23 protein-coding genes are annotated in these 22,585 nt (G+C 36.7%); 15 read left to right on the top strand and 8 right to left on the bottom strand.

What is annotated here, in order from left to right; all coding sequences use genetic code 11:
- Positions 1 to 85 precede the first annotated feature (85 nt).
- A complete protein-coding gene (locus ACLJX0_RS07605) occupies positions 86 to 589 on the top strand; it encodes a DUF2199 domain-containing protein (RefSeq protein WP_410879586.1) in 504 nt (167 codons plus the stop codon).
- Positions 590 to 644: 55 nt separating this feature from the next.
- Here ACLJX0_RS07605 and ACLJX0_RS07600 read toward each other — a convergent pair whose 3' ends face one another.
- A complete protein-coding gene (locus ACLJX0_RS07600; protein WP_410879585.1) occupies positions 645 to 1,256 on the bottom strand; it encodes a hypothetical protein in 612 nt (203 codons plus the stop codon).
- A 301-nt stretch (positions 1,257 to 1,557) separates the two neighbouring features.
- Between ACLJX0_RS07600 and ACLJX0_RS07595 the strand changes: the two genes are divergently transcribed.
- Both ACLJX0_RS07595 and ACLJX0_RS07590 read left to right on the top strand, forming a co-directional pair.
- Complete coding sequence (locus tag ACLJX0_RS07595; protein WP_410879584.1) at positions 1,558 to 1,758, top strand: hypothetical protein; 201 nt, start codon at positions 1,558 to 1,560, stop codon at positions 1,756 to 1,758.
- Between the two features lie 223 nt (positions 1,759 to 1,981).
- A complete protein-coding gene (locus ACLJX0_RS07590; protein WP_410879583.1) occupies positions 1,982 to 2,521 on the top strand; it encodes a helix-turn-helix domain-containing protein in 540 nt (179 codons plus the stop codon).
- Between the two features lie 40 nt (positions 2,522 to 2,561).
- On the opposite strand, the gene ACLJX0_RS07585 is transcribed toward ACLJX0_RS07590, so the two are convergent.
- From ACLJX0_RS07585 to ACLJX0_RS07570, 4 genes are all read right to left on the bottom strand, one after another.
- The gene (locus ACLJX0_RS07585) at positions 2,562 to 2,936 is read right to left on the bottom strand and encodes a DUF4258 domain-containing protein (RefSeq protein ID WP_410879582.1); all 375 of its coding nucleotides are present in this window, start codon (positions 2,934 to 2,936) and stop codon (positions 2,562 to 2,564) included.
- A 62-nt stretch (positions 2,937 to 2,998) separates the two neighbouring features.
- Positions 2,999 to 4,195: an alanine dehydrogenase gene (locus ACLJX0_RS07580; RefSeq protein ID WP_410879580.1), complete on the bottom strand. Its 1,197-nt coding sequence runs from the start codon at positions 4,193 to 4,195 to the stop codon at positions 2,999 to 3,001.
- Positions 4,196 to 4,205: 10 nt separating this feature from the next.
- Positions 4,206 to 4,622: a tRNA (adenosine(37)-N6)-threonylcarbamoyltransferase complex ATPase subunit type 1 TsaE gene (gene tsaE / locus ACLJX0_RS07575; protein WP_410879578.1), complete on the bottom strand. Its 417-nt coding sequence runs from the start codon at positions 4,620 to 4,622 to the stop codon at positions 4,206 to 4,208.
- Positions 4,623 to 6,176, bottom strand: coding sequence for a PglZ domain-containing protein (locus ACLJX0_RS07570; RefSeq protein ID WP_410879576.1), 1,554 nt, complete (start codon positions 6,174 to 6,176; stop codon positions 4,623 to 4,625).
- 170 nt (positions 6,177 to 6,346) lie between these two features.
- Between ACLJX0_RS07570 and ACLJX0_RS07565 the strand changes: the two genes are divergently transcribed.
- From ACLJX0_RS07565 to ACLJX0_RS07550, 4 genes are all read left to right on the top strand, one after another.
- Entirely contained in the window at positions 6,347 to 7,342 is a 996-nt protein-coding gene (locus ACLJX0_RS07565; RefSeq protein WP_410879574.1) for a glycosyltransferase, read from the top strand.
- 11 nt (positions 7,343 to 7,353) lie between these two features.
- Entirely contained in the window at positions 7,354 to 7,953 is a 600-nt protein-coding gene (gene coaE, locus ACLJX0_RS07560) for a dephospho-CoA kinase (RefSeq protein WP_410879572.1), read from the top strand.
- Between the two features lie 61 nt (positions 7,954 to 8,014).
- Positions 8,015 to 9,601 carry a sensor histidine kinase gene (locus ACLJX0_RS07555; RefSeq protein ID WP_410879570.1) on the top strand — a complete coding sequence of 529 codons (1,587 nt, stop codon included), beginning with the start codon at positions 8,015 to 8,017 and terminating at the stop codon, positions 9,599 to 9,601.
- Between the two features lie 9 nt (positions 9,602 to 9,610).
- Positions 9,611 to 10,330, top strand: coding sequence for a response regulator transcription factor (locus tag ACLJX0_RS07550; protein WP_002986137.1), 720 nt, complete (start codon positions 9,611 to 9,613; stop codon positions 10,328 to 10,330).
- 188 nt (positions 10,331 to 10,518) lie between these two features.
- Here the strand turns inward: ACLJX0_RS07550 and ACLJX0_RS07545 are convergent, their stop codons facing one another.
- From ACLJX0_RS07545 to ACLJX0_RS07535, 3 genes are read right to left on the bottom strand one after another with little or no spacing between them, the layout of a single operon-like run.
- Positions 10,519 to 11,457: a LysR family transcriptional regulator gene (locus ACLJX0_RS07545; RefSeq protein ID WP_410879568.1), complete on the bottom strand. Its 939-nt coding sequence runs from the start codon at positions 11,455 to 11,457 to the stop codon at positions 10,519 to 10,521.
- 43 nt (positions 11,458 to 11,500) lie between these two features.
- A complete protein-coding gene (locus ACLJX0_RS07540; RefSeq protein WP_410879566.1) occupies positions 11,501 to 12,112 on the bottom strand; it encodes a hypothetical protein in 612 nt (203 codons plus the stop codon).
- Between the two features lie 14 nt (positions 12,113 to 12,126).
- Entirely contained in the window at positions 12,127 to 12,624 is a 498-nt protein-coding gene (locus ACLJX0_RS07535) for an RNA polymerase sigma factor (protein ID WP_410879564.1), read from the bottom strand.
- Between the two features lie 391 nt (positions 12,625 to 13,015).
- On the opposite strand from ACLJX0_RS07535, the gene ACLJX0_RS07530 reads away from it, so the two are divergent.
- The 8 genes from ACLJX0_RS07530 to ACLJX0_RS07495 all read left to right on the top strand — a co-directional run bounded on the left by ACLJX0_RS07530 (position 13,016) and on the right by ACLJX0_RS07495 (position 22,566).
- Positions 13,016 to 13,666, top strand: a complete 651-nt coding sequence (locus ACLJX0_RS07530; protein ID WP_410879562.1) for a succinate dehydrogenase cytochrome b subunit — start codon at positions 13,016 to 13,018, stop codon at positions 13,664 to 13,666.
- An 11-nt stretch (positions 13,667 to 13,677) separates the two neighbouring features.
- On the top strand, positions 13,678 to 15,597 hold the full coding sequence (locus ACLJX0_RS07525; protein ID WP_410879560.1) for a fumarate reductase/succinate dehydrogenase flavoprotein subunit: 1,920 nt from the start codon (positions 13,678 to 13,680) through the stop codon (positions 15,595 to 15,597).
- A gap of 8 nt (positions 15,598 to 15,605) precedes the next feature.
- The gene (locus ACLJX0_RS07520) at positions 15,606 to 16,361 is read left to right on the top strand and encodes a succinate dehydrogenase/fumarate reductase iron-sulfur subunit (RefSeq protein ID WP_410879558.1); all 756 of its coding nucleotides are present in this window, start codon (positions 15,606 to 15,608) and stop codon (positions 16,359 to 16,361) included.
- The gene (locus ACLJX0_RS07515; protein ID WP_410879556.1) at positions 16,318 to 17,550 is read left to right on the top strand and encodes a porin; all 1,233 of its coding nucleotides are present in this window, start codon (positions 16,318 to 16,320) and stop codon (positions 17,548 to 17,550) included. Before ACLJX0_RS07520 ends, ACLJX0_RS07515 begins: the two co-directional genes overlap by 44 nt.
- A 22-nt stretch (positions 17,551 to 17,572) precedes the next feature.
- A complete protein-coding gene (locus ACLJX0_RS07510; RefSeq protein ID WP_410879554.1) occupies positions 17,573 to 19,003 on the top strand; it encodes an anion permease in 1,431 nt (476 codons plus the stop codon).
- A 68-nt stretch (positions 19,004 to 19,071) separates the two neighbouring features.
- The gene (locus ACLJX0_RS07505) at positions 19,072 to 20,376 is read left to right on the top strand and encodes a cryptochrome/photolyase family protein (RefSeq protein ID WP_410879552.1); all 1,305 of its coding nucleotides are present in this window, start codon (positions 19,072 to 19,074) and stop codon (positions 20,374 to 20,376) included.
- 29 nt (positions 20,377 to 20,405) lie between these two features.
- Positions 20,406 to 21,461, top strand: coding sequence for a linear amide C-N hydrolase (locus ACLJX0_RS07500; protein ID WP_410879550.1), 1,056 nt, complete (start codon positions 20,406 to 20,408; stop codon positions 21,459 to 21,461).
- 124 nt (positions 21,462 to 21,585) lie between these two features.
- Positions 21,586 to 22,566 (top strand): tyrosine-protein phosphatase, encoded by a 981-nt coding sequence (locus tag ACLJX0_RS07495; RefSeq protein ID WP_410879548.1) that lies wholly within the window; start codon positions 21,586 to 21,588, stop codon positions 22,564 to 22,566.
- Positions 22,567 to 22,585: the final 19 nt, after the last annotated feature.

Raw genomic sequence — 22,585 nt, 5'->3', positions numbered from 1 at the left:
TGTCCTTTTTGGTTAATCGAAACACCAAAAGCCAAACCCCAAACCCTGAAACCCCAAAAAAAAACGTAATATTGTAAATAAAAAAATGAACTATACTTGTGAGAATTGTGGACAAGAACACGCGAATTGGCCTGCATTAGCGTATCCAACTCCGTTAAGCTATGCTCAATTAACAGCGGAAGAAAAAGAAGAAGCGGAAGTAACAAGCGATTTTTGTCTGATTACAAACCCAGAATACACCTACTATTTTATACGCGTGGTTATGATTCAAACCGTAGTTGATGCTTGTCAAGATTTAGATTATGGCGTTTGGGTATCATTGAGCGAAAAAAGCTTTAAGGAATACTACGAAAACTACGAGAATAAAGCCTTTAAAACGACTTATTTTGGGTGGTTGAATAACCATATCGGACCTTATTCCTTGGATACCTGTATAGAAATCGGTACCAATGTGGAAGTAGATAATGAAAGAGGTCGTCCGTATATTTACTTGCATCAAAAAGAAAATAACGAACTCGTTCGTGATTTTTACAGTGGAATTACTACAGAAGAGGCAACAAAGCGAATAAAACAGGCTTTAGGCGAATAGAAAAACGACACGCCCTCTAGAGAACGAAAAATTAAAGTTAGAAAAGTGTTTGTTCTTAAAACGATAAACGAATAATGCGATCCAATTGATTTTTATCGATAGCAGTTGGAGCAGTCTGATACAATTCTAATTTTAAAAGCGATACGATAGCAAAGAAATCTGTAGCTAAAACTTGATAGTATAGCTCAAAATCCTGTTCCTTCTTGTTTTCAATCTGCTTTATTTTTTTGCTTTCTTCCATTAAATTACCCACACAAACCAAGATTCGATCAAAGGTTTCCGTGGACGTGTGCATTTGTAAAAAACCAAATTCAAACAGCAAATCTTGTAAGCTGTTGACTTCTCTTTCTAACGTTTTATCATGACTTAAGTGGAGGGTTAACTCCTCTTTCTGTAAAATGGTATTCAATTGGGTTAGGAAATGAAAGAAGATTTCCTGCTTCTTTTCAAAAACCATTAAATTTCGCTCTCTGGATTCCTCACTCTTTGTTTGTCCTTGTAACAGTAAAACAGTAATAATAGCTGTAATGACCACACCTAACAAGGTTCCGAAAAATTGAGCAGGCAGTGAACTGAGTTCAAAAATTTCAAAAGTAACAGCCGTAATGAGGAATATAATGGTTAAAACAAGGACAGCACCGCGCGAAAAATTGGGTTTTAGTTTCATTGTCAAAGGGTTGAATCCGTAATAATTTAGTCAAATGTTAAGGGATTAAAATACAACTTTTTTTTCATGTAAAATCTTTTTTTTAAGAATACTGCAGGATAAGTAGATTGAATTTTATTATTCGTATTAAAACCAACTTATTTTTATACTTCATATAATAAGCTTTGTTTTTTTGCGTTTAATAGGGGTATTTAGCCTAAAAACATGAAGTATTAAAAAAATATTAAAATATAGACTATAAACTTGATTTGATTAAAAAAAGAAGTATGTTTATACAGAGTAAGATTTAAAATATACAGGTATGAAAACAAGAATAATGTTGAACTATGCAACAACTATTTTAGAAAGTGTTAGTTTTGACTCGAAATTGTTTTATAAAGAGTTACAAAAAGCATTAAATCATTTAGTTCCTTACGATGTTGAACAATTGGGGAAATGGGTAAGTAGCTTTGTACAAGAAAAACCGGAATTAAGCGATTCACTGCATTTATTAAACGTATAAGTAAGAAAGCTATCTCTTTTTTGAGGTAGCTTTTTTTATGTCAAGGATTCGGTGTATACCAGGATGTTTACGCCCATTCTCTTCTTTTCTCTATCTTTGAGCGTAAAATAGAAGAGCAGATGAACCAACAATATGATAAAAATACCCCAGTAAAGAAACGGTTTTCTCTTCAAAAGGAAGTGAAACGAATGAGGTTAGACCAAAAAAGAAAGGTAAACAATTGATGAAGTTATATGTAAAAAATATGGTTTGCCATCGTTGTATTTTAGCCGTAGAGCAAATTTTACATGAGGCAAATTATACGCCAGTTCACATGCAGTTGGGAGAAGTAGAAGTGAAAGAACAATTAGGAAATCAAGCAATTGAACAAATTCGCCAAAAACTAGAAGAACTAGGTTTTGAATTACTCCCTGATAAGGAACAACAAGGGGTAACTCAAATTAAAGAAGTACTTCAGGATTTGTTGAAAGCAGATTCTTTGGTTTTAGACTTGCCGTTGTCTTCCTACTTAGCCAATCAATTGCATAAAGATTACGTATCCTTGAGTCAACAGTTTGCTCAAATCGAAGCAACAACCATTGAACAGTATTTTATTCAACTGAAGATTGAAAAAGTAAAAGCGTTGTTGTCAGAAAATAAAGTGACCGTGAAAGAAATAGCCTTTCGATTAAACTATAGCAGCGTAGCACATTTAAGTACACAGTTTAAGAAGATAACAGGAATGACACCTACGGCTTTTAAACAGCAAATCTTAAATAAATAACGAAATCACTTACCGATAAAAAAGACAAAAGCCCTAATATTTAGGGCTTTGTTATATCTAAAAGTTTTATTTTGTCAGTATAGTTGACAATCTTAATCGTAATAGGATCATTAGTAGCATTGCGACCATGAATGACATATAATTTTCCTTCTTCAAAATCAACATTACTTTGATCAAAGTCTACTTTGCCATATTGCAGTGATTTTCGAACATCTTCTTCCAAAACCCACCCTTCTTTCAACTTAAATTCGGCATCTGTGCTATATTGAACAGGCTTGCTTCGCAAATCTTTTAAAACTCTACAGTTGGGCAGATAACAAAACTCTGTTTTCTTTTCTCCAAAAAAGTAAAATAAAAACATGCAGCCGATTAATAGACCAAACAAATAATACGCAAGTCTTTGTATAAAACTCATTTCTTTAAAATTTGTACAAAAGTAGCAATATAGCGTTGTAAAACTAAATAATTGGCAAAAAATTAGAACGCAAAAAGGCGAATATCTTTGTAGTCCAATTGAAACCAATCGGCCACCACTTTATTTGTAATGAGTCCCTTATAGGTGTAAATGCCAGATTTTAAGACATTATCTGTAAAAACTGTACCTTCTAAGCTACCATTGTCTGCAAATTCTAAAAGAAAAGGAGTAATAACATTGCTAATGGCCATAGAAGCAGTCTTACAATAACGCGAGGTAATATTGGGAACTCCATAATGAATAACTTCGTATTTGCGCTTGATTGGATGCTCGTGTGTGGTTAATTCAGAAGTTTCAAAACATCCTCCATTGTCAATAGCCACATCAATAATCACGGCATCTTTCTTCATATGCTCCACCATGGTTTGGGTGACGACAATTGGGGTTCTATTTTTACCGCGAATTGCACCAATAGCTACATCACAGCGCATTAATGCTTTTAAGAGAATTTTATCTTGAATCGTAGAAGTAGAAACAGGAAATGGCAGGTTGTTCTGTAAACGTCTCAGTTTTTGGATGGAGTTGTCAAAAATACGAACATTCGCTCCCATACTGATGGCTGTTTTTGCCGCATATTCTGCTACTATACCTGCTCCTAAAATAACTACTTCTGTAGGGATAACTCCAGTGATATTTCCCATTAATAACCCCTTGCCGTTATTGGTTGTGGTCATTAATTCAGAGGCTATTTGAATGGAGGCAATTCCCGCAATCTCGCTTAGAATACTCGTCGCAGGAAAGGACCCGTGTTTATCTTGAATAAATTCAAAACCAATTGCTGAAATCTTTTTCTTTGCCAACGCCTTAAAGTAAGCAGGGTCTAAGGTCTTTAATTGAATGGTGGACCACAACACGCTGTGCGGTGTCATGAGCTTAATTTCTTCTAAAGTAGGAGGAACAACTTTAACGACAATAGGGCATCCAAATACTTTTTTAGAATCTGTTGTCAGTTCGGCTCCTGCCTTGCTATAATCTAAATCACTATAGCTTGATGCTTCACCCGCTCCTTTTTCAATCAATACGCGATGTCCATAGGCATGTAGCGTTTGTACAGCTTCAGGTGTGATGCAAATGCGCTTTTCAATCGTGCAATTTTCTTTGGGTACGCCAATGAATAGCTCTCCTTTACGCGGTTCTACAAGCAAACACTCCTCTTGGGGCATCAGCGTTTTTTTAGAAAAAGGATATATGTTGGACATAAGGTAAAGATTAAGTATTAGTGAGCGTTAATTTTCGCTCCAAGGTATCTAAGATATCAATTTCAATCATACTATGATGATCTGGAATTAAATTAGGCGTTTTTTCTGGCCATTCAATAAAACACCAATCACCACTGTAAATATATTCTTCAAATCCAAAATCGTAGGCCTCTTCTTCTTCTTCAATACGATATAAATCAAAGTGATACAAAGCCGCTTTTGTTTGAGGAATCTCATAGGCGTTAACAATAGAAAACGTAGGGCTACTCGTCATAGCAGTAACCCCCAGTTGTTTGGCTAAAGCTTTAATAAACGTGGTCTTTCCGGCTCCCATTGGAGCGTGAAATAGCACGATTTTATGCGTTAATAAGGGTAAAACTTGTGCTGCTAGTTGATCAATCTCTTCCAGTTGATAAGTGAATTCCATTTATTTAGGGTTTAATATGATAAAGGGAACAATCATTTCTTCTAGGGATATCCCACCATGTTGATAGGTATTTCTAAAATAAGAAACATAATAATTGTAATTATTCTGATACGCCAAGAAACAATCGTTCTTTGCAAAAATAAAGGAACTACTGAGATTTATCGCGGGTAACTGTATCTTTTTTGGATCTTTAACTACATAGACATCTTTCTTCTCAAAGGTTAAACTCTTTCCTGTTTTATAGCGAAGATTTAAACTCGTGTTTTTGTCGCCAATCACTTTTGATGGAGTATTGCAATTAATTGTACCATGATCGGTGGTAATAATAAGCTTGAACCCCGCCTGTTGTGCTTGTTGAATCACATCTAACAAGCTGGAGTTTTTAAACCAACTGGTCGTTAGAGAGCGATACGCTTTGTCATTCGAAGCCAATTCTTTAATGACTTCCATTTCTGTTTTAGCATGCGATAGCATATCAACAAAATTGTACACAATGGTAATGAGTTGATTGTGTTTAATCGCATTGAAATTGTCGAGGAGTTTTTTTCCGTCTTTTTGACCGACAACCTTAAAGTATTCATTGGGAATCGTTAGACGCAAACGCTGTAATTGCGCTTGTAAAAAATCATTTTCATGTAAGTTCTTTCCTCCGTCATCCGTGTCGTTTTTCCACCAATCAGGATGCATTTGCTCCATCTGTAAAGGCGTTAAGCCCGAGAAAATAGCATTTCTAGCGTATTGCGTTGTCGTGGGTAAAATAGAAAAAAAGGTATGCTCACTTTCTATTTTGTAATAATTAGAAACAATAGGCTCAAAAGAACGCCATTGATCGTATCTCATATTGTCAATGACAAGAAAGAGTACTTTACTATCTTCTTTTTTCAACTCAGGTACAACCCATTTTTTGAATATTTCATGGGAAAAAGTAGGTCTATCGGTAGGCGAATTAATCCAGGTTTCGTACTTCTTTTCAATAAATTTTCCGAACAAGCTATTGGCTTCGCTCTTTTGACCTTCTAAAATATTGATGAGGTTTTGATCCTCAATATCTTCGAGTTTACTTTCCCAAAACAAAAGTTTGCGATAGAGGGAAATCCAATCTTCATACGTATTAATGGCCATCAAATCCATCGCAATATTGCGAAATTCCTTCTGGTAACTCAAGGATGATTTTTCCGATACAATACGAGAATCATCCAGGTTCTTTTTTAGACATAAGAGAATCTGATTGGGATTGACGGGTTTAATCAAATAGTCCGCTATTTTGGCTCCAATCGCTTCTTCCATAATGTATTCTTCCTCGCTTTTGGTAATCATAACAACGGGAAGACTATTCTTGATACTTTTGATTTCATTTAAGGTCTCTAAGCCCGTCAATCCAGGCATGTTCTCATCGAGAAAGACGATGTCAAAATGCTGCTGCTGGACGAGGTCAATCGCATCGGCTCCATTGGTTGCCGTAGTAACAGCGTAATTTTTCTTTTCTAAAAATAAAATATGTGGTTTTAATAGATCAATTTCATCATCAACCCAGAGTATAGTAATTGCATTCATAAGATAAAAGTTCAACTATTTTTAATTTTTTACAGGACACTGTACTGCTTTTTTTTTGGTGTAGAAATACAGTGTATAACGCAAAAAAGATAAATATATATATAAATATAGGGAGTAAATTTTGTATTCCAATTTAGGAAGCGATATTTTTGTAGTTATTTAAGAAGGGAATGTATTATTCATTTATTATACCTGTTTACAATCGACCCGATGAAACAGATGAGTTATTGGCTAGTTTAGCTCAACAAAATTTTCCAGATAGCTTTGAGGTGGTCCTTGTAGAAGATGGATCCACCATTGATTCGCGATCAATTGTAGAAAAATACCAAGAACAGCTCGACATTTCGTACTATTACAAAAGTAATTCTGGTCCTGGTGATTCTAGAAACTACGGCATGCGAAAAGCAAAAGGAGACTATTTTATTATCTTGGATTCGGATTGTATCATTCCTGCTAATTACTTGTGTATTGTAGACCAATATCTACAAGAAAAATACGTCGATTGTTTTGGAGGGCCTGATCGAGCATTGGCTAGTTTTACTGACGTACAAAAGGCTATTAATTTTGCGATGACTTCTTTTTTGACTACAGGAGGTATTCGAGGAGGATCAGAACGATGGAGTAAATTCCAACCGCGTAGTTTTAATATGGGCATTTCCAAACAAGCTTTTCTAGCATCTGGGGGATTTGGAAAAATTCACCCAGGCGAAGATCCTGATTTAACCATTCGCTTGTGGAATTTAGGCTTTCATTCGGAGCTTTTTCCTAAGGCCTATGTATATCATAAACGGAGAATTGATTGGAAAAAGTTCTTTGTACAGGTCAATAAATTTGGAAAAGCAAGACCTATTCTCAACCAACGCTACCCAGCATATGCCAAAATGACGTATTGGTTTCCCAGCCTTTTTATTGGGGGACTTATACTAAGTCTTTTGTTCCTATTGGTTGGATTTTATCCTCTTATTTGTCTTTATTTACTGTATTTTTTCTTTGTTTTTGTGATATCTTTGAAGAAAGAAAAGAGTTTTAAAGTGTCTGTTTTGTCAATTTGTGCTGTTTTTGTACAATTTTATGGTTATGGTACGGGTTTTGTTAAATCAAATTATATCCTGCATATCACTAAACGAAAACCACAAGACGGAATGCCGGAAATGTTTTTTAAGTAGCAAAAAAGAAGATGAGTATAATTGTAGGATTAACAGGTGGAATAGGTAGTGGAAAAACAACAGTTGCGAAACTGTTTGAAAAACAAGGGATTCCCATTTATATTGCGGATGAACGAGCCAAAATGATTATGGAACGCCCCGATGTTATTCAGGCTGTACAACAAATTTTCCCAACATCCGTTATGAATGAACGTGGATTACTCGATCGATCGAAAATAAAACAATTGGTTTTTGATAATCAAAAGCTACTGGATCAGCTCAATCAGGTGGTGCATCCTCAAGTTAAAAAAGACTTTGATGATTGGTTGATACAGCATAGAGATTATCCAATTGTATTGAAAGAAAGTGCCATTTTATTTGAAAGTGGATTGGAAAAAACCTGTGATGTTGTTATCGTAGTCGTAGCTCCTGAAGAAGTTCGGATTGAACGAGTTATGGCAAGAGATGGGGTTTCAAAAGAACAAGTACTCAAAATTATAGATAATCAAATGAAAGACGCAGAAAAGGTAAAAAGAAGTCAGTATATAATTGAAAATAATAACAAAAAAATAGTAGAAAGTGATATTATTGCGATAATACGTGATATTAATTTGAAAAATCATTTAATTTAATCGGTTAATTTTATGTTAACTACTAGGGAATATATATTATTAATCATAATTTTGAATTGCGATGAATAAATTACGATTTAGAGTACTTGTCGGTATCATGAGTTTTTCATTGATTGGAATCATCATCGTACAATTATATTGGATTGTTAGTTCGTATAACAATAATGAAGAACAATTCAAATACCACGTTCAACAAGTTATTGGGAATGTAGCAAATTCTATTGAGCAAAATGAAGCCATGGAGTTCTATAAAATGTATAATAACTTGAAGGATAGTATTGGCGAGCCGCCTAAACAAAGTGAATTAAAAGAAATCGTTTTTTATGAACGCGACCCAAGAACAAATGAGTCCATATTTTATTCTAACACATTGGTTCTTGAAGATTTTAATTTGCGAAGTTCGTTCTTTGATAAAAGAGCCGATAGTACAAACATTAAGAGTTTTGTAGCAAGGCGAAAAACAGAAATACACAAAGGGAGTTCCTTTGATCGTGGCGGAGATAATTTACACCAAAATTACCCCGATGAGGTCATTGAGAAATCAGGAAATCTCGATGTGTTAGATAAAGCGCAATTTGAAATTTACTTCAAGGATATTGTAGCGTTAAAACGAGTAGATGAGCGAATTTCAAAAGAGAAGCTCAATGAACTCCTCGAAAATGAATTGCGACAATATGGCGTAAATGCCAAGTATGAGTTTGGAGTGTACAACAAAGGATTAGCAACCAAAATCAAATCGGAGGATTTCGAATATAGTGAAGGATCAACGTATGGAGTTCCTGTTTTGAAGAGCAATGATGGAAAGAGCAAGTATCATTTGTATGTTACTTTTCCAGAAAAGAGTAAATATCTATTCTCTTCTTTAATTGGGATTACTTTTTTGTCAATCTTGTTTACCGTTGTGATTATTGCAGCCTATTTGAATGCGATTAACCAGTTGATTAAACAGAAGCAAATTTCAGAAATGAAAACTGATTTCATCAACAATATGACGCACGAATTTAAGACGCCTATTGCAACGATTAATTTAGCATTGGATGCCATTAAAAATCCAAAAGTCATTGGAAATGCCGAAATGGTTGAGCGGTACCTCAATATGATTCGAGAAGAAAATAAACGCATGCATGCCCAAGTGGAAAATGTGCTTCGAATTTCCAAACTCGAAAAGAAAGAGTTTGAATCCGATAAAGAGGCCGTGGATATTCACGAAGTGATTGAATCAGCGGTTGATCACGTGAGTTTAATTATCCAAGATAGAGGAGGAGAAATTAACTTACATTTGGATGCAAGGAGATCGGATATTTTAGGAAACGATTTTCACTTAACTAGTGTAATGGTAAATATGCTAGATAACGCAATAAAATACTCAAAAGAACGACCTATTATTGATGTTTACACAGAGAATATCAAAGATTTCATCTTGATTAAAGTCGTTGATCAAGGTGTAGGAATGAGTAAAAACGCACAAAAGAGAATTTTTGATAAATTCTACCGTGAACATACTGGAGACTTACACGATGTAAAAGGACATGGATTGGGGCTGGCTTATGTACAGCAAATTGTAGAGGATCACAATGCACAGGTATATGTCGAGAGTGAGAAAGGAAAAGGAAGTACGTTCATTATTAAAATGCCATTAATAAATTAATCAATATATATGGAAACAACAAACAACAAAAAGATTTTATTAGTAGAGGACGATCCAAACTTTGGAGCGATCTTGAAAGATTATTTAGCGATTAACGACTTTGAAGTTACGTTAGCTAAAAACGGAATGGAAGGTTTCGAAAAGTTTAAACGCGATACTTTTGATCTTTGTATTCTAGACGTCATGATGCCTTATAAAGACGGATTTACATTAGCCAAAGAGATTCGCGATAAAAATAAGGAAGTGCCTATTATTTTCTTAACTGCAAAATCAATGAAAGAGGATGTATTAAGAGGGTACAAAGTAGGAGCAGATGATTACTTAAACAAACCTTTCGATTCTGAGGTGTTATTGATGAAAATCAAAGCGATTATTCACCGAAAAACATCCGAAGTTAAAACGGATAACACAAAATTTGAGTTCCAAATTGGTAAATTCCATTTAAACTCAAAATTGCGATTCTTGACGTTCCAAGATCAAGAGCCAATTAAGTTATCCCCAAAAGAAAACGAGCTATTGAAATTATTGGCTATTTATGAAAATGACTTAATGCCAAGAGAAGTTGCGCTAACGAAAATCTGGAGAGATGATAACTATTTCACTTCTCGTAGTATGGACGTTTATATCGCTAAATTGAGAAAGTATTTGAAATTAGACGAAGCAGTTGAAATTTTGAATATTCACGGAGAAGGATTCCGTTTAGTAGTAAAAGGAGAAGGAGAAGAGTAATCTTTTTCGAAATAACATAAAAGGGAGTAAGATTTGTCTTATTCCCTTTTTTATTTTCTTTGTTGGTTGTTCTTTTGTTGGTTGTTCTTTGCTCTTCGTTGGTTGTTCTTTGTTCTCTCACCAAACCTCACCAAACCTCACCAAACCCTCACCAAACCCATCACCAAACCCATCACGCATCACGCATCCTACTTCTTCTTCGGACTTATAATCTTCACATCTTGAAAGGCAATTGCACCGCGAATAATTCCCAATATCGTTTCGTGTAAAGCTTGAATAATCTGTAGTTTTAAGTCGTTGTTGGTGTGGATGAGGCTTATTTCTCTTGCAGGCTGGGGCGAGGCAAATTGCATCAAATTACGTTGGTCATCAGCCTGGAGATGCAAGGTATGTAAATAGGGCAGAAGGGTATACCCTAGTCCCTCTTTAGACAGTTGGATGAGTGTTTCAAAACTTCCACTTTCCAATGAAAAAGGACGATTAGCCTCTGCACTTTTGTTCTGACAAATATTGATAATACCATCGCGAAAACAATGCCCATCTTGAAGAAGTAAAAGTTTCTTTAAATCCAGTTGATCTGTGGTGAGTTTGCCCTCAAATTCACTTTGGAAGCTTGGTGGGATATAGCCTACAAAAGGTTCGTAATACAATACTTTTTCTCGAATATCATCCAACTCTAAGGGAGTGGCTACAATTGCTGCATCTAAATACCCTCCTCGTAGTCGGGTGATAATTTCTTCCGTTGTATATTCCTCAATAATTAAGTGTACTTTGGGATACTTACTGACAAATGTTTTGATAAACATAGGCAGTAAGGTAGGGGTAACCGTAGGGATAATTCCCAGCTTAAACTCACCCCCAATGAACCCTTTTTCTTGATCGACAATATCTTTGATTCGATTTGATTCGTTGACGATTTTGTGCGCTTGTTCAATAATAACTGCTCCAATAGCAGTCAGTTGAATTGGTTTAGTGGTACGATCAAAAATTTGAACCCCTAACTCCTCTTCTAGTTTTTGAATTTGCATACTCAAGGTAGGCTGGGTTACAAAGGATTTCTCTGCTGCAAGCGTAAAATTTTTGTGCTCTGCAACAGCTAAGGCGTATAGTAATTGTGTGATGGTCATAACTTGAATAATGAAAAGTAAAATCAGTATCCAAGATACGACATTAATCCTCTATCTTCTCTAATTCTTGGTAATTTTTCATTAATCGTTTAATCAAAATTCCATAGACCAAGCGGTAATACAACCAGATGATTCCAAAAAAGATCAGGAATAAAAACAGGAAGATACCGATGATAAACAGGTAGTATTGCCAACCATGGCTTGGGTCTGTGTCCATGCTTAAAACGCTGATAGCTACATAGAGCGATAGGATGGAAATAATAGAGATGTTAATTCCGATATAGTAGTTGACCATTTTCTTCGTTTGAAGAATTTGTCTCATTAAGTTCTTGGTGTTATCCGCTACGCAAATCTTGCGGTATTTTACGTAAAATACCACGATGAATGTCAAAGAGATTAATCCACTTAGATAATCAATATTATTGACGATAAATTCAAATATAGGACTGTTAATGTCTTTTAATTCACTGTCTTCCTTAAATAGAAAAAAACTAGCCAGGTTTAGGCCCAAGAATTCAATTATGCTAATAATAAAAATCCACAGGACGATAGAGGATGATTTTTTGTGCATCATCCCACTGATTTCGTCTTTGGACACTTTTGGAAAGTTTTGGTTGGCGTTCCAATGTTTCTTTAATAAATCAAGTTCATCCATACTATTGGGAATCCTTACGGATTTAATATTTTTTTTAATTTGCTTTTAATTCGATTCATCTTTACTCGAGCATTGACTTCGCTAATCCCCAGAGTTTCTGCAATTTCCTCGTAGGTTTTGCTTTCGAGGTACATAAAAACGAGAGCTTTGTCAATGTCGTTTAGTTGATGAAGTGCTTGATACATCAATTTGAGCTGTTGTTCCTCCTCTTCATTATATTCCAGGTATTCAAAATGGTGAATAACTGGATTATAACTTGTGGTTGTAATTTGTCTGCTTCTTTTCCGGAATAGGGAAATGGCTGTATTTAAACCAATGCGGTAGGCCCAAGTGGTGAATTTTGACTCTCCCCTAAAACCAGGGTAAGCTTTCCATAGCTGAATCGAAATTTCCTGAAATAAATCTTTATGCGCAGACTCCTCATCTGTGTACAAACGACAGATTTTATGGATGAGGTTTTGATGCTCCTCCAACAAGGCGATAAACTCTTGCTTAAGATTATTTTGTTTCATATGATAATTAGAGGACTAAAAATGATATTTGTTACATTTTAAGGAGAAATATTTTTTTAATTTCATTTTTTCAAGATAGCATTTCTTTAGTAATAAGCTTCTTAAATTTTAAATAAATACGCGTGTAATTTATAATCATTCTGTATTGTTTTTATGAGAGCTAAAAGAAAGCTGTTTTTTGAAAAATATTTGAAATAATTGCTAATTTTAGTAAAAAATAAAATTATTTTGAATATATAAACTGTAAAATACTGACTATTTGATGGTTTGTTTGTATTTGGGGATTTCATGGGTTTACTTTTTTTGGTATTATTTGTGTGGTTGTCCTTGGCAAACAAATACGAATGGTTATTGTAGGAATTAAGAATTAATTAATAAAAACAAAAATAGGATGAATACACTCTCAAGAAAGATTGTAATGGCGGGAACTGGATTGTTTCTGTGTTTCTTTTTACTTATTCACTTTTTAGGTAATACACAGTTGTTTCTGGAACCTGAACATGCACAGCAAAGTTTTAATGCTTATTCCCATTTTTTAACAGGGAATCCATTGGTTAAAGCCGTGTCTTACGTGCTTTATTTGTCCATTTTAGGGCATGCCATTTACGCGCTAATCATTACCTCAAAAAACCAAAAGGCCGGTGGTACCTATAAACGCGACAACAGAGGGAGAGCTAGTAAGTGGTACAGCCGAAATATGGGTGTATTAGGGGTTATTATCTTGATTTTCCTCGTACTTCATTTTCAAAACTTTTGGTACGTCTACAAGTTTGGTACCATTGGACTTGATGCAAACGGCAATAAAGATTTATATACCGTTGTGGTTACTGCCTTTCAAGAGCTGTGGTTAGTTGTGATTTACGTGATAGCCATGATTGCTTTAGCTTATCACTTGATTCACGGTATTACCAGTGGAGTGAGAACGCTCGGGTTATTCCATCCGAAGTACGTTCGATGGATTAATGTATTCGGAATTGCCTATGCAATTATCGTATGTGTTGGTTTCGCCTTAATGCCTATTTATATTTATATCACCCATTAATACAAGTTGTTATGAAATTAGATGCAAAAATTCCTGCAGGACCATTAGAAGAAAAATGGTTTAACTATAAAAAGAATGCTCGTTTGGTCAATCCAGCTAATAGGAAAAAGCTGGATGTTATTGTCATTGGAACTGGATTAGCAGGTAGTTCTGTAGCAGCTTCTTTGGGAGAAATGGGATATAATGTAAAATCATTTTGCTTTCAAGACACCCCTCGTCGTGCGCATTCTGTTGCGGCACAAGGAGGAGTAAATGCAGCAAAGAACTATAAAAATGACGGAGATAGTATTTACCGTATGTTCGTCGATACGTTAAAAGGAGGAGACTTCAGAGCGAGAGAAGCCAATGTATATCGCTTGGCAGAATGTTCAGTCAACTTAATCGATCAGGCTGTTGCTCAAGGGGTTCCATTTGGACGAGAGTATGGTGGATATTTGAATAACCGTTCGTTTGGTGGAGTGCAGGTCAGCAGAACCTTCTATGCACGTGGACAAACAGGACAACAATTGTTGTTGGGAACCTACCAAGCGCTAATGCGCCAGGTAAACAAGAAAACGGTGGAACTTTTTTCTTCGCATGAGATGTTGGATTTAGTCATCATCGACGGAAAAGCTCGTGGAGTAATTGTGCGAAATCTAGAAACTGGTGAAATTGAAAGACATGCTGCCCATGCCGTTGTACTAGCTACAGGTGGATTCGGTAAGATATATTATCTATCTACGTTAGCGATGGGGTGTAATGGATCTGCTATTTGGAGAGCCCATAAAAAAGGTGCGTATTTTGCTTCGCCAAGTTGGACGCAAATTCACCCTACTTCTTTGCCGCAATCTGGGGATTACCAGTCTAAATTGACACTAATGTCTGAATCACTGCGTAATGATGGACGTATTTGGGTGCCTAAAAATTTGAATGAAACTCGAGTGGCTAATGATATTCCAGAGGAAGAACGCGACTACTACTTAGAGAGACGCTATCCTGCTTTTGGAAACTTAGCGCCTCGTGATATCTCTTCTCGTGCGGCTAAAGAGCGTATCGATGCGGGCTATGGTGTAGGGCCATTAAAAAATGCGGTGTATTTGGATTTCTCCAAAGCCATTAAGGAACAAGGTCAAGCAAAAATTGCAGAGAAATACGGCAACTTGTTTACCATGTATGAGAAAATTACAGGAACGAATGCCTATAAAGAACCGATGATGATTTCTCCTGCGGCTCACTTTTCTATGGGTGGACTTTGGGTTGATTATGAGTTAATGACTACGATTCCAGGATTGTTCGCCTTAGGAGAAGCGAATTTCGCGGATCACGGGGCCAATCGATTAGGAGCAAACTCTCTATTACAAGCTTCAGTTGATGGGTATTTCATTGCACCTTATACGATTGCTAATTATTTAGCGGATCAGATTCGAGTAGGTAAAATTGAGACGAATCATCCAGAATTTGAAAAAGCAGAGCAAGAGGTGAAAGATAAATTGGAAAGCCTTTTGAAAATCAAAGGAGATAAAACCGTGGATTACTACCATAAAAAGCTGGGTAAATTGCTGTATGATTACTGTGGTTTAGCGCGTACTAAAGAAGGTTTAGAATTTGCGATTGAAGAAATTAAGAAGTTGAGAGCCGAGTTTTATCAAAATGTCAACGTACCAGGAACCAATGCAACCATTAATTCTGAATTAGAAAAAGCAGGGCGCGTGGCGGATTACTTGGAAATTGGAACACTAATGTGCTATGATGCATTAACACGCGATGAATCTTGTGGGGCTCATTTTCGGGAAGAATACCAAACAGAAGAAGGGGAGGCAGCTCGTAACGATGAGAAATTCCAGTTTATTTCTGCTTGGGAATGGCCAGGATCACTGGATCAAGAACCTATTTTGAATAAAGAAGAATTAACATTTGAATACGTAAAACCAACTATCCGTAGTTATAAATAATAGAGGCTATGAAACTGAATCTTAAAATTTGGAGACAAAAAGATCGCAAATCTGAAGGTAAACTTGTGGAGTATGCGCTAGATAATGTGAATACACATATGTCTTTTTTAGAAATGTTGGACACCCTAAATGAACAATTAATTTCAAAGAAAGAAGATCCGATTGAATTTGATCACGATTGTAGAGAGGGAATTTGCGGACAATGTGGGGTGGTGATTAACGGAAATGCTCATGGACCGCTAGAAAATACAACGACTTGTCAGTTGCACATGAGAGAATTTAAAGATGGAGAAACAATTTTAATTGAACCTTTCAAAGCGGCAGGATTTCCAGTTAAAAAAGATTTGAAAGTAGATCGCAGTGCATTTGACCGTATTATTTCAGCTGGTGGATATGTATCGGTAAATACTGGGCAAGCGCCAGAAGCTAATACTATCCCCGTATCGCATGAAACCGCAGAAGCGGCTTTTGACTCTGCTGCTTGTATTGGATGTGGGGCCTGTGTAGCTACGTGTAAGAACGGTAGTGCCGCCTTATTTACTTCAGCTAAAATCACACAATTGGCACTGTTGCCTCAATCGCAACAAGAGCGTAAAGAACGCGCTTTGCATATGATTATGCAGATGGATGAGGAAGGATTTGGGCACTGTTCAAATACAGAAGCTTGTGAGGTCGAATGTCCACAAGGAATTTCGGTTTTGAATATTGCTCGTATGAACTATGAGTACAATCGCGCTAGTTTCTTCAAGTTTAAAAAGAAATAACATGAATAAGAGGATGATAAAAAGCCTATTTCTTTGTGGAATAGGCTTGTTAACTACAACAAACAGTTTTGCGCAAGAACTGGACGTTGTGCAGGATACCATTCAGGTATTTGGAGATCAAATTATCTTGAATGATGCCACGCAAACCTATCCTCAATTCAAAGTAGGTGGGGTATTTCAAGCCCGTTACTTGGACAATTTTAAACGAGGGGTGGACATTAACGGATTACACTATGGCGATGCCGGAGAAGGAACGAATAACTCTTTCGAGATTAAGCGTATGCGGGTATCAATGAATGCAAAAGTAACGGAAAACTTAGAAGTGGTAGCCTTGGTGAATCTGGCTGATTTTAAATCAGACCCCAAAACCAAAGTATTGGAAAATGCCTATGCAAAATATACTCTCAATCGCTATTTACAATTTACAGTAGGACAGTTTAGACCTTTGTTTGGTATGGAGGAAACTTATCCTGTAGACGTGGTTAAGTCTATCGATTACTCGAATTCTTACTATATGTTTGGTGATAATGGCTGGACGAGCTTCCAAATCGGAGCTGCTGTTACAGGTAGTGTTGATTTAGGATCTATTCCCATGAGTTATGGAGTTTCTGTGACCAATGGAAATGGGAAAAATAAAACAGATAATGACGATGGCAAGCACTATTCCAGCCGCTTGTTGTTTAATGTAGACCCTAAGCATAAAATTAATGTAGGTGTCAGTGGAGGAATCGGAGAAGTACAACGACAAACGGTATATGCCGTTGGGGCAGAGGCAACCGCTTTTTTCTCCATGGGAGATCGGTGGTCTATTGATTTTCAGCTGGAGGCTAAACAAGGGGTCAATCATCACTTGTACTACAGTCAACCAGTCGATCAGCGCCTAGGGAATATCGATGATTATTTGATGAAGAGTTTTTATATTTTACCTAACGTTCGCTATGCTTTGGGTAAAAAACGCCTTCAAACGATTGAATTTGCCTGTCGTTATGAATATTTAGACGGCAGTGCCCACCTCAATTCCAACGGGAGACAAACGTGGGTGCCCATGGTAAGTTTAGAATTCTTAAAGAATTATGGAGCGCGTTTACAGGTAGGGATGCAAATCGATAATTACAAAACAAGTATAGAACAAACCAAGTCTTACAATTCGAATCTAGCGTTTATTCAATTTCAATGTAGACTACAATAATTAATAAAATAAAACTCCTTCTATGAAAGAAGTAAAATTAAAGAATTTCGGTATAACTGTAGCGATAGGAATATTGCTGTGGTTTTGTCCTATTCCAGAGGGCGTCACACCAGAAGCTTGGCATTTGTTCGCTATTTTTGTGAGTACCATTTTAGGAATTATCCTCAAGGCTGCTCCCATGGGAACCATGTGTATGATTGCTGTAGGATTGACTGCTTTTTTCCAATTATTAGCGCCTGGAAATGCGGGACAATCTATTGCCTTGAGTTTGAAAGGGTTTGGAGATAAAGTCATTTGGTTGATTGGAATCTCCTTTTTTATTGCTCGAGGATTTATTAAAACGGGATTAGGTAACCGTATTGCGTATCTGTTTATCCGTGCTTTCGGTAAAAGTACCTTGGGGTTAGCCTACGGATTAGGGTTGGCCGATTTAGTTTTGGCTCCTGCTATCCCTAGTAATACGGCCCGTGGCGGAGGAATTATCTATCCCATTATGAAATCCATGGCGATGAATTTTGGTTCGGATCCAACGAAAGAAGAAACAAAAAAGAAAGTAGGTTCGTTCTTAACGTTAAACTGCTACTATTTAAACTTAATTACCTCTGCGATGTTCTTAACGGGAACAGCAAGTAACCCGATGTGTCAGAAATTTGCAGCGGATATTGGGATAAATATCAGCTGGATGAATTGGGCAATCGGAGGTTTTGTACCGGGAGTGGTTGCTTTTATTATCACGCCTTTAGTGTTGTATAAAATCTATCCACCGGAATTGAAAAAAACAGGGGATGCTCCGAAGATAGCAGCAGAAAAATTAAGAGAAATGGGGAAATTAACATTACCAGAAAAGTTGATGTTATTGACCTTTTTTATCTTGCTTTTCTTGTGGATTACAGGTGATTTATTCACTATTGATGCAACAACAACAGCCTTTATTGGACTTTCAATCCTATTGTTAACTTCGGTTTTAACCTGGGATGATGTTAAGTCGGAAAAAGGTGCTTGGGATACAATTGTGTGGTTTGCGGTACTGGTAATGATGGCTAGTTCCTTGAATACTTTAGGCTTTATCGGTTGGTTTAGCGACTTGGTTAAAGCACAGATGGGCGGTATTGATTGGCATTATGCATATCCGCTAATTGTTATTGTTTATTTCTTTAGTCACTATATTTTTGCTAGTGCAACGGCTCACGTAGCAGCGATGTATGCTGCGCTTTTAGGAGTTGGTGTGTCACTAGGTGTGCCTCCGATGCTCTTGGCTTTGACTTTGGGATATATGGGGTCTATCTACGGAACTTTAACCCATTATGGGCATGGTCCAGCACCCGTGTTTTTTGGAAGTGGCTATGTAGAATTGAAGTCTTGGTGGATGTATGGTTTGATTATTGGTCTATTGCTTTTGACCATTTATTTAGTACTAGGAACAACTTGGCTCAGTATTATAGGTTATTTTTAAATAAAAAAAGTTATCTTTAAAGACCCTTTACTCCTAGAATAAAGGGTCTTTTTAGTAGCATGTAAACGATGGAAGAAATAGTACTTTTTTGGTTTCGAAGGGATATTCGCTTGCAAGATAATGTAGGTTTATATCATGCGATACAGTCGGGTAAAAAAGTGTTGCCTGTATTTATTTTTGATATCAATATTTTACTTCAATTCTCCAATAAAACAGATCGACGCATCTCGTATTTTTATCGAGCTTTACAACAGCTTAATCAAGAATTAGCAAGGCTTAACAGTCAAGTGATAGGCATACATGATACGGTTTTAAATGCTTTTAAACAGTTGACAAAAAACTACCGTATTCAAGCAGTCTATACCAATGCAGATTATGAACCAGCTACACGTAAGCGTGATCAAGAGGTAGAAGCATTTTTAGCAAGTCAATCGATTGCTTTTTACTCCTATAAGGATCAGGTTGTTTTTGATGCCAATGAGGTGTTGAAAAGCGATGATACCCCTTATAAAGTCTACACTCCTTATGCAAAATTGTGGCGAAGTAAATTGACAAAAGAACAGTTGCTTCCTTGGACGATTGAGCTAAAACCTACTCATTTTGTTGCTAAAAAAGAAGAACAATCTTGGCCGAGTTTAGCAGAATTAGGGTATGAAGTAGTCGGAGAAAATAAAATCGAACAGCCTGTATTTGATGCTACAATAATCCAAAATTATACCAATCATCGCGATTATCCTGCCTTAGATGCAACCACGCGATTGGGAATTGCTCTGCGATTTGGAACAGTATCGATTCGCGCTTGTGTACAACAAGCACTTCAGTATAATGAGACCTGGTTGAGTCAGCTGATTTGGCGAGAATTTTTTATGGCTATACTCTATCATTATCCACATTCAGCACGTTCGTGTTTCAAACCAGAATATGAAACTATTCAGTGGCGCAATAATGAAGAGGAGTTTGAGGCCTGGTGTAAGGGGAAAACAGGCTATCCTTTAGTGGATGCTGGGATGCGTGAATTGAATCAAACGGGCTATATGCACAATCGAGTACGCATGGTTGTAGCGAGTTTTTTGGTCAAGCATTTGTTAATCGATTGGCGTTGGGGAGAAGCTTATTTCGCACAACAATTAAACGATTATGATTTAGCGCTGAATGTCGGAAACTGGCAATGGGCCGCGGGATGTGGTTGTGATGCAGCGCCTTATTTTCGAGTTTTTAATCCGACTGAACAACAAAAGAAGTTTGATAGAGATTTCAACTATATAAAAAAATGGATTCCAGCGTATGAAGCGTCGAGCTATTTTCCACCTATGGTGGACCATAAAATGGCGAGAGAACGAGCTTTGCTCGCATTTAAACAAGCATTAAAATAGAAACAAACATATAATAAATCCTCAAAACTATGAAAAAATGGAGAATTTGGGTGGCTAATTTAGCTTTAGCAGCTTTTTTACTACCTGTAGCATCAGATGCCTATGCGTGTACTCGAGTAGTGTACAAAGGGCCAAATAAAACGATTATCACGGCGCGTTCGATGGATTGGAAAGATGAAATCGATCCAAATATCTGGGTATTCCCAAGAGGAATGGAACGTACGGGTGAAGTAGGAAAAGCATCAGCGAAGTGGAAGTCAAAATACGGAAGTGTGATTGTATCTGCTTTTGATATTGCAACTACCGACGGAATGAATGAAAAAGGATTGGTCGCTAATATCTTGTGGTTGGTAGAATCCCAATATCCAGATTACGATCCCAACGGAAAAGCGAAAGGAATGAGTTTAGCGATATGGGCACAATACGTATTGGATAACTATGCAACGGTTGCAGAAGCAGTGGCAGATTTACAGAAAAATCCCATTGCGGTTGTTACGGCTAATACACCTGGAAGAACAACGTTGGCAACGGTACATTTAACTATGTCTGATGCCCAAGGAGATAATGCTGTTCTAGAATATATCGACGGGAAATTAAAGGTCTATCACGATCCTTCTTATACCGTGGTGACCAACTCACCAACCTATGATAAACAATTGGCTATTCGCGATTATTGGGCTTTCTTACCTGGAAATCAAGTACTACCTGGAACTGGACGCTCTGAAGATCGTTTTGCTCGTGCTTCTTACTATGCTACTGCAGTGGATCAAAGTGATGATCCGATGGTGTCTGTAGGGGCGGCATTTAGTGTTATTCGCAACTGTTCGGTTCCGTATGGCGTACATATTGAAGGATATCCGAACTTATCTTCAACAAAATGGAGAGCAGTTTCTGATCAAAAGAATTTAGTGTACTATTACGAGGATCCGTTGACCTTATCACCGTTGTGGTTGGATTTAAAAACGTTGGATTTCGGTGAGAAAAACAAGGTGAAAAAACTAGATGTGTCGAAGAGACAACAGTATTTTGGTTTAGCAAATAGTAAATTAGTAGAGAGTAAACCCTTCCAATTTATGGGAATTTAGTTTCATTCTATTTGAAATAAAAGAAAGCAATGCAGCAATGCGTTGCTTTTTTTATGGAAACGCGTTTCAGGGGGAAATAGTTTAGAAATGCTTAACTTTGAGGATAGTTAATAAAAATGAAGGAATGAAAAAATATACGATTCTTGTTTTAATAAGCGGAACAATGGTATTAGGTAGTTGTTCCTATAAACACGCCTATCAGCCAATTGCGTTTTCTCAATTGGATACGACAGCAAATTATGAGACGCTAACCCAGCGATATGGTAGGGAGGAAGAAAGAGCATCTGCTCCTGAAGAAAAACAAAGAATCTTGTATTTAGATGTCAATGAAGGAGTGGGAATTCCAAATGTAGCCAATGTTCGTGAATTAGGGGGAATTATCACCCAAGAGCAGCGGGTGATTCAATCGGGACATTTTTATCGCAGTGGACATTTAGGCAAATTGAAAAAGAAGAATTTTAAAAAGTTGGACCAATACGGCATTACTCAAGTGATTGATTTGCGAACCGATCGAGAGATTAAAAAACATCCTGATCAGTTACCTACCACCGTGCAATATTACAACGAACAAGCTTTTGAAGATTCAGAAGACATGTTCAGTAAAGCAAAAAAAGAAGTAATCAAAGGGCGTGTAACGGTGGAGGAATCCAACAAAGCGGTAGAGGATTTTTACGGGGTTTATGTGTTAGATAATCCGCAAAAAATTAGAGCAATTGTGCTGCGTATGTTGGATCAGGATCAAGCAACTTTGTTTCATTGTTCTGCAGGAAAAGACCGTACAGGTATGATTGGAGCAATTCTATTGAGTATCCTCAAGGTGGATCGAGAGACAATTATGGAAGAGTATTTATTGTCCAATAACGAACGATTACAAGAGGTATCGAGTAGAATGAAATTGGCTAAGTTTGGCAAGGTTCTTTTTCCAAAAATAAATTATGAGGTAATTGAAAACTTCACTTGGATTAAACCCAACTATTTAGAGGCTATGTTTACCGCTATTGAAACAAAGTATGGTTCAATGGACGTTTATATTCGTGAAGGGTTGTCGATTACAGACCAGCAACGTCAACAGTATATTGAAAAATATACCACTATTTTAGAGTAAATTTGTCTATCAACCGTTG

Source organism: Myroides sp. DW712 (assembly GCF_046557355.1).
Taxonomy (GTDB): Bacteria; Bacteroidota; Bacteroidia; order Flavobacteriales; family Flavobacteriaceae; genus Flavobacterium.
This window is presented reverse-complemented; position numbering and strand designations above follow the sequence as displayed.

What these genes read in the sequence shown, in the direction of transcription:
- ACLJX0_RS07605 (WP_410879586.1), top strand. Translation starts at nt 86, where the DNA reads ATGAACTATACTTGTGAGAATTGTGGACAAGAACACGCGAATTGGCCT.
- ACLJX0_RS07600 (WP_410879585.1), bottom strand. Translation starts at nt 1,256, where the DNA reads ATGAAACTAAAACCCAATTTTTCGCGCGGTGCTGTCCTTGTTTTAACC.
- ACLJX0_RS07595 (WP_410879584.1), top strand. Translation starts at nt 1,558, where the DNA reads ATGAAAACAAGAATAATGTTGAACTATGCAACAACTATTTTAGAAAGT.
- ACLJX0_RS07590 (WP_410879583.1), top strand. Translation starts at nt 1,982, where the DNA reads ATGAAGTTATATGTAAAAAATATGGTTTGCCATCGTTGTATTTTAGCC.
- ACLJX0_RS07585 (WP_410879582.1), bottom strand. Translation starts at nt 2,936, where the DNA reads ATGAGTTTTATACAAAGACTTGCGTATTATTTGTTTGGTCTATTAATC.
- ACLJX0_RS07580 (WP_410879580.1), bottom strand. Translation starts at nt 4,195, where the DNA reads ATGTCCAACATATATCCTTTTTCTAAAAAAACGCTGATGCCCCAAGAG.
- tsaE (WP_410879578.1), bottom strand. Translation starts at nt 4,622, where the DNA reads ATGGAATTCACTTATCAACTGGAAGAGATTGATCAACTAGCAGCACAA.
- ACLJX0_RS07570 (WP_410879576.1), bottom strand. Translation starts at nt 6,176, where the DNA reads ATGAATGCAATTACTATACTCTGGGTTGATGATGAAATTGATCTATTA.
- ACLJX0_RS07565 (WP_410879574.1), top strand. Translation starts at nt 6,347, where the DNA reads ATGTATTATTCATTTATTATACCTGTTTACAATCGACCCGATGAAACA.
- coaE (WP_410879572.1), top strand. Translation starts at nt 7,354, where the DNA reads ATGAGTATAATTGTAGGATTAACAGGTGGAATAGGTAGTGGAAAAACA.
- ACLJX0_RS07555 (WP_410879570.1), top strand. Translation starts at nt 8,015, where the DNA reads ATGAATAAATTACGATTTAGAGTACTTGTCGGTATCATGAGTTTTTCA.
- ACLJX0_RS07550 (WP_002986137.1), top strand. Translation starts at nt 9,611, where the DNA reads ATGGAAACAACAAACAACAAAAAGATTTTATTAGTAGAGGACGATCCA.
- ACLJX0_RS07545 (WP_410879568.1), bottom strand. Translation starts at nt 11,457, where the DNA reads ATGACCATCACACAATTACTATACGCCTTAGCTGTTGCAGAGCACAAA.
- ACLJX0_RS07540 (WP_410879566.1), bottom strand. Translation starts at nt 12,112, where the DNA reads ATGGATGAACTTGATTTATTAAAGAAACATTGGAACGCCAACCAAAAC.
- ACLJX0_RS07535 (WP_410879564.1), bottom strand. Translation starts at nt 12,624, where the DNA reads ATGAAACAAAATAATCTTAAGCAAGAGTTTATCGCCTTGTTGGAGGAG.
- ACLJX0_RS07530 (WP_410879562.1), top strand. Translation starts at nt 13,016, where the DNA reads ATGAATACACTCTCAAGAAAGATTGTAATGGCGGGAACTGGATTGTTT.
- ACLJX0_RS07525 (WP_410879560.1), top strand. Translation starts at nt 13,678, where the DNA reads ATGAAATTAGATGCAAAAATTCCTGCAGGACCATTAGAAGAAAAATGG.
- ACLJX0_RS07520 (WP_410879558.1), top strand. Translation starts at nt 15,606, where the DNA reads ATGAAACTGAATCTTAAAATTTGGAGACAAAAAGATCGCAAATCTGAA.
- ACLJX0_RS07515 (WP_410879556.1), top strand. Translation starts at nt 16,318, where the DNA reads ATGAGTACAATCGCGCTAGTTTCTTCAAGTTTAAAAAGAAATAACATG.
- ACLJX0_RS07510 (WP_410879554.1), top strand. Translation starts at nt 17,573, where the DNA reads ATGAAAGAAGTAAAATTAAAGAATTTCGGTATAACTGTAGCGATAGGA.
- ACLJX0_RS07505 (WP_410879552.1), top strand. Translation starts at nt 19,072, where the DNA reads ATGGAAGAAATAGTACTTTTTTGGTTTCGAAGGGATATTCGCTTGCAA.
- ACLJX0_RS07500 (WP_410879550.1), top strand. Translation starts at nt 20,406, where the DNA reads ATGAAAAAATGGAGAATTTGGGTGGCTAATTTAGCTTTAGCAGCTTTT.
- ACLJX0_RS07495 (WP_410879548.1), top strand. Translation starts at nt 21,586, where the DNA reads ATGAAAAAATATACGATTCTTGTTTTAATAAGCGGAACAATGGTATTA.